The organism is Asticcacaulis sp., assembly GCF_020217185.1.
Lineage (GTDB): Bacteria > Pseudomonadota > Alphaproteobacteria > Caulobacterales > Caulobacteraceae > Asticcacaulis.
Genome location: NZ_JAIWNX010000053.1, coordinates 1 through 10,000 on the forward strand (window position 1 = coordinate 1; position 10,000 = coordinate 10,000).

Here is a 10,000-nt window from a genome sequence, read left to right on the forward strand (position 1 = left end):
AAACCCCTCCAGAGCGTGGGCGATATAGGCGTTCAGGCCCGCCCCGTCATAGACGTGCGCCGCCGCCTCGTCCTGCACATGGCGTCCGGCATCGTGGGCGTAATAGCTAAGAATGGCCTGACACACCGCCACGTCGTAGCAGTACTGACGCCGCCCCTGATAGGTCAGGACCGAATGGGCGGCGGCACGTTCTTCGTTCATCTCGGACAGGCGCGTCTTGATCGCACGGATGCGCGGTTTATCGCTGTCCCAGTCACGGCTGATCGTGCCGATATGGGCGTTTTGCACCCCACACAGGCGCGCCAGCCCGCGTTGCGTCAGGTACAGCGCGCCATCACTCAGGCGTCCCATGCCCACGCCCGTCACTTCGGCATATTGCACGATATAGAGGTTGGAAACCGGCGCTTTCGTCCGCTTCCGTTTGCCCGCTGACATGGTGTTTTTTCCCCGATCCGTTGACTAACATTGCAACGCGGTCAGGGGTTTCGCAAGCGCGAAATCAGCTAAACACGATCGTCTTACCGCCATTGATGATGACGCGGCGTTCGGCGTGCCAGGTAACCGCACGCGCCAGTACGCGGGCTTCAATATCCTGACCGATGGCCACCAGTTGCTCCGGCGTCAGCCCGTGGTGCACGCGCTGCACGTCCTGTTCGATAATCGGCCCTTCGTCGAGGTCAGACGTCACATAGTGCGCCGTCGCCCCGATGATCTTCACCCCGCGCTGATGCGCCTGATGATACGGCTTGGCCCCTTTGAACGACGGCAGGAAGGAGTGGTGGATATTGATGCAGCGGCCTTCCAGCCGACGCGAAAAGTCGTCGGACAGGATTTGCATGTAACGCGCCAGCACGACCAGATCGGCCTGATGCGTCTCGATCAGGCTAAGGAACTGCGCCTCCTGCTCGGCCTTGGTGTCTTTGGTGATCGGCAGGTGCACATAGGGCAGGCCGTTCCATTCGACAAACGAGCGCATGTCTTCGTGGTTTGAGACGACGGCGGCGATTTCCACCGGCAACAGGCCCGACCGCCAGCGGTGCAGCAGTTCGTACAGGCAGTGACCGAACTTCGACACGGCAATGATAACGCGCGGGCGAACGCTCAGATTATGGATGTCCCATTCCATGCTGAAACGGTGGGCAATGGGTTTGAACCCTTCGCGCAGGATCGACATGGGCGGCATCCGCGCACCGGCCTGTTTGAAGACCACGCGCACATAGAACATGTCGCCCTGACTGTCGTTGAACTGGTTCGACTCGACGATGGAGATGTCGTTGTCGTTCAGATAGCCGGAGACCGCCGCGACGATACCGCGCGTGTCCGGGCATTTGATGATCAGAACGTAATGGGACGGGTCGAAAAAGGTCGTATCAGGCATGGTCCGCCTATAGCAGGCAAATCTTTCAGAAAGTCAAAGGTTTCAAATGAAAGGTTTGCTTCTTTTTCTCGCCTTAAAAACCCCTATCGTGGATAGACCTTCTTTTCGACTCGCCCCGTGTCGCGGTTGACGTAAGTAGTATAAGACATGCCATCGCCTCCCGTGCGAACTTCTATCAAGCTCTCGTTCTCTTTTTGTGAAATATCGCTAAGTTCTTTGGCGGATTTGAGATGCGTCACGGAAAACAAAAGAAATCGGCCTTCCCTCCTCAGAAAGCTGATGCTGTAAGTGTCACTAGGCCAGCGCTTTGTTTCACGTACATCCTCAGCTACTGCCGCTATATAACTTGCATGATTTTCAGACTGTACACTGTAGCCGGAATGACTTGTCGCTGACTGGCAACCACCAACGAGACAAATAATAAGTAAGGTCACAGGTAATTTTGATCTCATCGCATCGTCTTCTTTAAAGAAAAAAAGATGCGGGGTCACAGACCCCACACCCCGGACTCTCAGAAACTTCAGCGCCATTGCAATCCTGAAAAACAAAAGGCCCGGAATGATCCGGGCCTGATGCTTTTGACAGGGGTTACAAGGTGCGCTTGATCTCTTCGACCGTGAAGCATTCGATGAAGTCGCCCTTCTTGATGTCCTGGAACGGACCGAAGGACATACCGCATTCCTGACCGACCACGACCGAGTTGACCTCGTCCTTGAAGCGCTTAAGCGTGGTGAGCACGCCCATTTCCTGAATGACGACATCGTCGCGCAGGATACGCACGCGCGCGCCCTTTTCGACGCGGCCTTCGGTGACGCGACACCCGGCGACCTTGCCGACCTTGGTGATGTCGAACACTTCGAGCACTTCCGCGTTGCCGAGGAAGGTTTCGCGCTGGATCGGGGCCAGCATGCCCGACAGCACGCCCTTGATGTCGTCGATCAGGTCGTAAATGATCGCGTAGTAGCGGATTTCAACGCCTTCGCGTTCGGCCAGATCACGCGCCTGCTTGGAGGCACGGACGTTGAAGCCGATGATGGGCGAGTTGGACCCCTTGGCCAGTTGTACGTCGGATTCGGTGATACCGCCGGCACCCGAATGGATGATCCGCGCGCGGACCTCTTCGTTGCCGACCTTTTCCAGCGAGCCGATAATGGCTTCGGCCGAACCCTGCACGTCCGCCTTGACGATAAGCTGAAGCTCCTTGACCTTGTTGTCCTTGAGCTTCGACATCATGTCCGACAACGACACGCCCACCGGAGCCACCATCTTTTCACGCTTCACGCGCTGACGGTACTCGGTGATTTCGCGGGCACGGGCGTCGTTTTCCACCACAGCGAAGGCTTCACCGGGATCAGGCGCCTGATCGAGGCCGAGGATTTCCACCGGCTGCGACGGACCCGCTTCGGGCAGTTGCGCATTGCGTTCGTCGATGAGCGCACGTACGCGGCCCCAGGCACCACCGGCCACGATGATGTCGCCACGCTTCAGCGTACCGCGCTTGACCAGAACCGTGGCCACAGGACCGCGACCCTTGTCGAGTTTGGCTTCAATCACCACGCCTTCGGCGGTACGGTCCGGATTGGCCCGCAGGTCCAGCACTTCGGCCTGAAGCAGGATGGCTTCGACCAGATTGTCGAGACCCATGCCGGTCTTGGCCGACACTTCGACGATCTGGGTTTCACCGCCCAGCGCTTCGACGACGACTTCGTGTTGCAGAAGTTCGTTGATGACGCGCTGCGGATTGGCTTCGTGCTTGTCCATCTTGTTGACGGCGACGATGATCGGCGTCTTGGCTGCACGGGCGTGGTTGATGGCTTCGATGGTCTGCGGCATCACACCGTCATCCGCCGCCACGACCAGCACCACGATATCCGTCACATTGGCACCGCGCGCACGCATGGCCGAGAAGGCCGCGTGACCCGGCGTGTCGAGGAAGGTGATACGCTCACCCGACGGCACCTTGATCTGATAGGCACCGATGTGCTGGGTGATGCCACCGGCTTCACCGGCGGCCACGTCTTCCTTACGCAACGCATCGAGCAGCGAGGTCTTGCCGTGGTCAACGTGACCCATGACGGCCACGACCGGCGGACGCACCACCGTATCGTCGTCATGGTCGGCGGCGTCGATAAAGCCTTCGAGGACGTCCGCTTCAGAGACGCGCTTCACGTTGTGACCGAATTCCGTGGCCACCAGTTCGGCCGTATCGGAGTCGATCACGTCGTTGATCTTCAGCATCATCCCCTGCTTCATCAGCATCTTGATGATGTCCACGGCGCGCACAGCCATACGGTTCGACAGTTCCTGAACCGTGATAACGTCCGGGATGACCACGTCACGCGACACGCGGGCCTGTTCGGTGGTAACGCCCTTGCGCTTTTCGCGTTCACGCTCACGGGCCCGGCGAACCGAGGCCAGCGAACGCATGCGATCGGCGGCACCTTCGTCATCACCCACAACGGCTTGCAGGGTCAGGCGGCCTTCGCGACGCTTGGGCTCGCCACGGGTCTGCGAGACGGCCTTGGTCGGCGCACCGGCCTTGCCGCCGCGACGACCACGATCATCATCGTCCCCGGTACGGGCACGCACATCGCCGGGCTTACCCGCAGGCGAACCGCGCGAGGAACGGATACGATCGACTTCGGAGACCGCCGGAGCGTTCGGGGCCACACCGGCCGGACCGCGCGGCGGACGCGGCGAATTGGCCGAATAGCGGACGGTTTCACCGGCCGGACGCGGACCGCGGTCGCCCTGCGGACGGTTCGGATCTCTGGGGCCACGATCGCCCTGCGGACGATTGCCGTCGCGGTTAAACGGCGGGCGATCCCCTTGCGGACGGTCGCCACGCGGCGTGCGTTCGCCATAGTTGGGACGGTCGCCTTGCGGACGATTGCCATCACGGTTGAACGGCGGACGATCCCCTTGCGGGCGGTCTCCGCGCGGACGATCTCCGTACTGACCCTGAGGACGGTCGCCTTGCGGACGATCACCTTGCGGGCGGTCTCCGCGCGGACGATCACCATACTGACCCTGCGGGCGGTCGCCTTGCGGACGATCCGAGCGGGGGGCGCGATCGTCACGGAAGCCATCGCGGCGGTCTTCGCGCGGCGCACGCTGGGCCGGACGCGACAGAGCCTCTTCGATGGGGCTGCGACGCGGGGCTTCGGCCTGAGCCGGAGCGGGTGCTTGCGGAGCCGGTTCTGACGGCGCGGGAGCCGGGGCAGGCGCTTCGGACTTCGGTGCCGCTTCGGCAGCCGCCGCACGGCGGGCCGCCTCTTCGCGGGCGCGTTGTTCGGCCTGACGGCGCGCCTCGGCTTCGCGGCGCTCCTGATCGACGCGCGCCTGTTCCAGAACGCGGGCGCGACGCTCCAGCTCATCCTGACGCAGACCGCCCGTATTGCCACCCGAAGGCGCCGGACGCGGTGCCGACGGCGCACCCTGCGGGGCAGCCGGACGCGGACGCGCCAGGTTTTCACCGCCGGCGCGCGGCGCGCCACCAGTGCCCTGAGCCCCACCCGAAGGCGCACCTTGCGGAGGCGTGCCGATGCGGCGCTTGGTTTCCACCACCACCGTCTTGGAGCGCCCATGGCTGAAGCTCTGCTTCACGGTGCCGGTGGACACATTGCCACCGACGCGCGGCTTCAGGCTCAGCGGAGCGCGGGTATTATCGCCTTTGGGGGCTTCGGGTTTATCGTCTTTCGGATCGCTCATTCAGCTCGCAACATACACATGATGAAACCGGCATTCCGGCTTCGTTTCGGACAATCGTTATTCGGTTTGAGCGATAGGGCCGTCATAAACGCCACATACAGTTTCGACACATCGCTCTGGCCACGATCAGACCGTGAAAAGATCACGCCCTGATAGTCGCTTTTCAGTTTGAGTTAAAGGGCCTTTCGCGCCATTGGGCAGGAAACAACGCCTCAAACCCACCAAGGCGTTCCGCTTCACGCGAAAACGCCGCCGCCCGCCGACCTTCGATCAGGGCGGCATGGATTACATTTTCGAGCCCCAGGGCGAGGCTCAGCTCATCATTGGAGAACAGGCCGCACAGCCCAACGGACGGCGTCTGGCCATTACTGAGGTTCAGAAGTTTGCTGCGACCATCTTCGGCCCCGTCCGAGGCTTCGATCAGCCACGCGGCACGGCCGGCCGCGTGAGGCGCGGTTTTGCCTAATTTAAGCGCTGTGGCGACTTTTTCAAACCCCGTCACCAGATTTCCTTCGCGTCGCGCCAGCCCCAACTGCTCCAGCAGGCGTCTGCGGATCAGGGCGGGCACAAGGGTATCAAGGCCTTCCGGGGTTTTGACCGCGCGTTTGGCCGCACGCGAAAACAGATTCTTTTTGATGGCCAAAGCCAGACTCTCGGCGTCGGCCTTCAGCCACAGCCCGCGTCCGGGCAGGGTTTCCTTGAGATCAGGCACCACAAAGCCGTCCGGCCCGACCACAAAGCGGATCAGGCCGTCACGGGGAACCGACTGGTGTGAAGCGACGTCCCGACGGTGAGTCACGCGCACGGAAACGGTCTGAGACGGGGTCTCCCCCGCCTCAGCCAGATCGTCATTCAGATCGATAAGGGTCTCATTGTTCAGGGATGGCGTCATTCGCGCCCTCCTCTTCATAAGACTCTTCGGACTCTTCGTAAGCCTCTTCCGGCTCCGGCGCTTCGATCCAGCCCGCCGCGATACGCGCATTGAGGATCAGGGCCTCGGCATCGGCCACGGACAGGGAGAAGCTTTCCAGAGCGCCCGGCACGCGGACCTTTTCGGCCCCGCGTTGCTCAAAGCCGCCGCGCACTTCGTCGGTAGCCAGATCGGCCAGATCTTCAACCGTCTTCACACCGGCTTCGCCCAGAGCAACCGCCATGGCCAGGGTGATACCCGGCACGTTCAGCACCTCGTCCTCGACGCCCAGCTCAACGCGCTTGGCGTTCTGCTCGGCCTCGAAGCGCTCCAGATAGTCACGGGCGCGCGCCTGAAGCTCAGCCGCCGTGTCTTCGTCGAAGCCTTCGATGGCAGCGATTTCCATCTGATCGACATAGGCGAGGTCTTCGACGGTCGAGAAGCCTTCGGTAACCAGCAACTGCGCGATGACTTCATCGGCGTCCAGCGCTTCCTGGAACAGGGCGGTGCGCTCGGCAAATTCCTTCTGACGACGCTCAGAATCCTGCGACTCGGTGATGATATCGACCTGCCAGCCCGTCAGTTGCGAGGCCAGACGCACGTTCTGACCGCGACGGCCGATGGCGAGCGACAGTTGCTCATCCGGCACCACGACCTCAACGCGGTCTTCTTCTTCGTCCAGAACGACCTTCGACACTTCGGCCGGGGCCAGAGCGTTAACGATGAAGGTGGCTTCGTCCGGCGACCACTGGATGATGTCGATCTTTTCACCTTGCAGTTCACCGACAACGGCCTGCACGCGCGACCCACGCATACCGACGCAGGCCCCGACCGGATCGATCGAGTTGTCGTTGGACAGCACGGCCATCTTGGCGCGCGAACCCGGATCACGGGCGACCGACTTGATTTCGATCACGCCGTCATAGACTTCCGGCACTTCCTGCGCGAACAGCTTGGCCATAAAGCCGCCGTGGGCGCGCGACAGCATGATCTGCGGGCCCTTGGTCTCACGGCGCACGTCATAGATATAGGCGCGGATACGGTCATTGACCTGAAACGCCTCGCGCGGGATCGACTGATCGCGGCGCATGATGCCTTCGCCGCGGCCCAGATCGACGATGACATTGCCGTATTCGACGCGCTTGACCGTACCGTTGACGATTTCGCCCACGCGGTCCTTGAACTCATCATACTGACGCTCACGCTCGGCTTCGCGCACCTTGTGCGTGACGACCTGACGCGCCATCTGCGACTGCACGCGGCCCAGTTCGAACGGCGGCAGGACCTCTTCGTAGGTCTTGCCGACAAAGGCGTCCTTGTCCTCGCGCAGGGCCTCGGTCAGGCCGCGCTGCGCGTATTCGTTCTCAAGCTCCTCGTCCGGCACCACCGTCACATAGCGGGTGATGGTCATTTCGCCGGTGCGCGGATCGACGCGCACGCGGATGTCGTGGTCGGCCCCATAGCGCGAGCGGGCGGCCTTTTGCACCGCTTCTTCGATGGAGGCGAGCACGACCGACTTGTCGATCTGCTTTTCGCGCGCCACGGCGTCGGCGATTTGCAGCAGTTCCTGACGGTTGGCGCTGATTCCGGTAAAGCTCATGTCACTGTTCCCAGTTTAATTTTTTGTCAGTTTGTCGTCGTCGTCATCGCCGAAATCGTCATCGGCGTCGTCGAAATCTTCATCGTCAAATTCGGCGTCCGCATCGTCGCCGAAATCGAGGTCTTCGTCCTCTTCCTCATCATCTTCGCCCTGCTCGCGGCGAAGGGCGGCCTTTTCGGCGCCGATCTTGAGCAGCTCGTCATTGAGCACCAGCTTGGCGTCGATGATCCAGTCGAAGGGAATCATCGCCGTATCTTCCTCGCCTTCAAGGTCGATAGCGACGTATTCGCCGTCTTCGGTGCCATTCAGTATGCCGCGGAAGCGCTTGCGCCCTTCGGCCAGACGATCCAGCTCCAGACGCGCCTCAAGACCCGAATAGGTGTCGAAATCCTTCAGGCGGGTCAGCGGACGGTCGATACCGGGCGAGGACACTTCGAGAATATATTCGCCGGTGATAGGATCAGATTCTTCCAGCCAGGCCGACAGGGCGCGCGACAGGCGGGCGCACTGATTGACTGTGATGTCGCCGTCGGTCTTGCGCTCAGCCATAATCTGTAAACGACGCGCGCCGCCCGGCTTGTTCGAGCCCATCAGGCGCACGCGCACAATGTCGAGCCCCAACGCTTCGGCAATGGGGTCAAAGGCTTCGATCAGCTTGCGGTCTTCGGTGGTCTTGGCGCGCAAAATAGGTCCTCAGATGGTTCGTCCGCTGCGTTTCGGGCAACAAAAAAGCGGCTGGCCTTCTTGAGGGCCGCCGCCGGGCCGCAAGGCCATTCGGACGATGTTGAGGTGCTTATAGACCCTTGCCGCCGGTTTGCCAAGCCCAATAAACGGGCGGTCGCTGCCCCTACTTCATACGGATCAGGGGATAGAGGTCAAAATACTCCGCCGGCACGTGCAGGGCCGCCGTGTGGCCTGTGTAGAACATCATCAGCAACCACGTGGCGTATCCGCCAACTCCCACCGTTACGACCAGAAGCCCCCACGACACCGGCCGCAAGGTCTTTTTGAAAATGTCGAACAGGATGCAGCCCATATGCACAAACAGGGCGAAGATCGCCAGTCCGTAATAGGGGATAAGCGCATACATCCAGCCGCTCTGCATCAGGCCCGCGACGATGAGGTAGATATCGGTGTCCAAGGTCAGCAATTGACGCACATAGAAGATAAAGGCGACGTGGGTGAGGGCGAAAAAGGCGATATAGGTGCCTGAGGCCGCCTGAAGCTGATGCACGAAATCCTTCTTCTTCGCCCAGATTTCCCGCGCCAGCGCCCAGCCGGACAGTATCTGCACCAGAAAGGCCAGTAGCACGACCATCTCGACCACCGGGTGGCGATAGACCATGCGCGCCACGGCCATAAAAGCGATGTGGGTATCGAGCCCCTGCAAGCCAACAAAATGGTTGGCCATGTGCAGGCACAGAAAGGCAAAGACAAACCCCGCCGAAACCTTATGCAGGCTTTCCATGGACGACCCCGTTACCCCGAACATTAACCATAGTTAATACAGGCTAAAATGGGGGCGATGGCTACAGGTTTGCGTCAAACCGGGGTGAAATGCGGCCTTTTCGCGTCAATTTCGCGCGTGACGATAAAAGTCGAGGAAGACCGGCGCGCAATCGCCCAGCTTCTTCTCTTCATAACGCGTGGTCACGTGATCTGCGGGGGGCGTGTTCCATTCAGCTTGTGACTGGGCAGGCCAGTCAAAGGCGGCGTGCGCCGTGGCGCGCTCCAGCGTCCAGTCGGCGTAGTCGGCCCAGTCGGTGGCAAAGCGCAGACGCGCCCCGTCCTTCATCACACGCGCCAGAGCGTCCAGCGTTTCAGTCTGGATGAAGCGGCGCTTGTGGTGGCGGGCCTTGGGCCACGGATCGGGGAAGAGGATGAACACCTTATCAACCGAGGCCGCGTTCAGGCGGTCGATCACCGGGCGCGCATCGCCGGGCATCAGGCGTACATTGTTCAGACCGCGCTCATCGACATGGCGCAGCAGGGAGCCGACGCCATTGAGGAAGGGCTCGAAGCCGAGGATCAGCGCCTGAGGATTACGCTCGGCCTGTGCCGCCAGATGCTCCCCGCCGCCGAAGCCGATCTCCAGCCACAGCTCGCTGTAACCGCCAAGGTCTCCAGCAGCGAGTTGCGCGATCAGGGCGTCATTGACTTCGATGGTCGGCAGCAGGGTGTCGAACAGGTCGGCCTGACGCGGCTTCAACGTGCGCGACTTGATGCGCCCGAACGAGCGCATGGGCCCCCACGACGGCGAAATGGCGGGCGGTGTTTCGTCTGACATAGAGCGCCTTTTGCAAAAGCACCTCCTCTGAGGTCAGAGGAGGTGCCGGGAAAGCCGCTCTCTTAAAACTCGCGCTTAAGCGCGTCAACCAGATCGGTGCGCTCCCACGAGAAG

Annotated in this window: 9 protein-coding genes; all 9 read right to left on the reverse strand. The window is 61.3% G+C overall.

The features are described from left to right. Positions 1-435 (reverse strand): hypothetical protein (locus tag LDL37_RS02500; RefSeq protein ID WP_290793860.1); only part of this gene is annotated, 435 nt, incomplete at its 3' end. 64 nt (positions 436-499) lie between these two features. Next, positions 500-1,378: a formyltetrahydrofolate deformylase gene (gene purU / locus LDL37_RS02505; protein ID WP_290793863.1), complete on the reverse strand. Its 879-nt coding sequence runs from the start codon at positions 1,376-1,378 to the stop codon at positions 500-502. An 83-nt stretch (positions 1,379-1,461) separates the two neighbouring features. Further along, the gene (locus tag LDL37_RS02510) at positions 1,462-1,869 is read right to left on the reverse strand and encodes a hypothetical protein (protein WP_290793866.1); all 408 of its coding nucleotides are present in this window, start codon (positions 1,867-1,869) and stop codon (positions 1,462-1,464) included. A 97-nt stretch (positions 1,870-1,966) separates the two neighbouring features. After that, entirely contained in the window at positions 1,967-5,089 is a 3,123-nt protein-coding gene (gene infB / locus LDL37_RS02515; RefSeq protein WP_290793869.1) for a translation initiation factor IF-2, read from the reverse strand. A 163-nt stretch (positions 5,090-5,252) separates the two neighbouring features. After that, the gene (locus LDL37_RS02520) at positions 5,253-5,981 is read right to left on the reverse strand and encodes an RNA-binding protein (protein WP_290793872.1); all 729 of its coding nucleotides are present in this window, start codon (positions 5,979-5,981) and stop codon (positions 5,253-5,255) included. After that, positions 5,959-7,599 carry a transcription termination factor NusA gene (nusA, locus tag LDL37_RS02525; RefSeq protein WP_290793874.1) on the reverse strand — a complete coding sequence of 547 codons (1,641 nt, stop codon included), beginning with the start codon at positions 7,597-7,599 and terminating at the stop codon, positions 5,959-5,961. Before nusA ends, LDL37_RS02520 begins: the two co-directional genes overlap by 23 nt. A gap of 15 nt (positions 7,600-7,614) precedes the next feature. Next, the gene (gene rimP / locus LDL37_RS02530; RefSeq protein WP_126422074.1) at positions 7,615-8,283 is read right to left on the reverse strand and encodes a ribosome maturation factor RimP; all 669 of its coding nucleotides are present in this window, start codon (positions 8,281-8,283) and stop codon (positions 7,615-7,617) included. Positions 8,284-8,446: 163 nt separating this feature from the next. Continuing rightward, positions 8,447-9,067: a hypothetical protein gene (locus LDL37_RS02535; RefSeq protein WP_290793879.1), complete on the reverse strand. Its 621-nt coding sequence runs from the start codon at positions 9,065-9,067 to the stop codon at positions 8,447-8,449. A 105-nt stretch (positions 9,068-9,172) separates the two neighbouring features. After that, on the reverse strand, positions 9,173-9,886 hold the full coding sequence (gene trmB, locus LDL37_RS02540; RefSeq protein WP_290793881.1) for a tRNA (guanosine(46)-N7)-methyltransferase TrmB: 714 nt from the start codon (positions 9,884-9,886) through the stop codon (positions 9,173-9,175). Positions 9,887-10,000 lie beyond the last annotated feature (114 nt).

Coding starts and splice junctions, on each gene's coding strand:
- purU (WP_290793863.1), bottom strand. CDS start 1,378: ATGCCTGATACGACCTTTTTCGACCCGTCCCATTACGTTCTGATCATC.
- infB (WP_290793869.1), bottom strand. CDS start 5,089: ATGAGCGATCCGAAAGACGATAAACCCGAAGCCCCCAAAGGCGATAAT.
- LDL37_RS02520 (WP_290793872.1), bottom strand. CDS start 5,981: ATGACGCCATCCCTGAACAATGAGACCCTTATCGATCTGAATGACGAT.
- nusA (WP_290793874.1), bottom strand. CDS start 7,599: ATGAGCTTTACCGGAATCAGCGCCAACCGTCAGGAACTGCTGCAAATC.
- LDL37_RS02535 (WP_290793879.1), bottom strand. CDS start 9,067: ATGGAAAGCCTGCATAAGGTTTCGGCGGGGTTTGTCTTTGCCTTTCTG.
- trmB (WP_290793881.1), bottom strand. CDS start 9,886: ATGTCAGACGAAACACCGCCCGCCATTTCGCCGTCGTGGGGGCCCATG.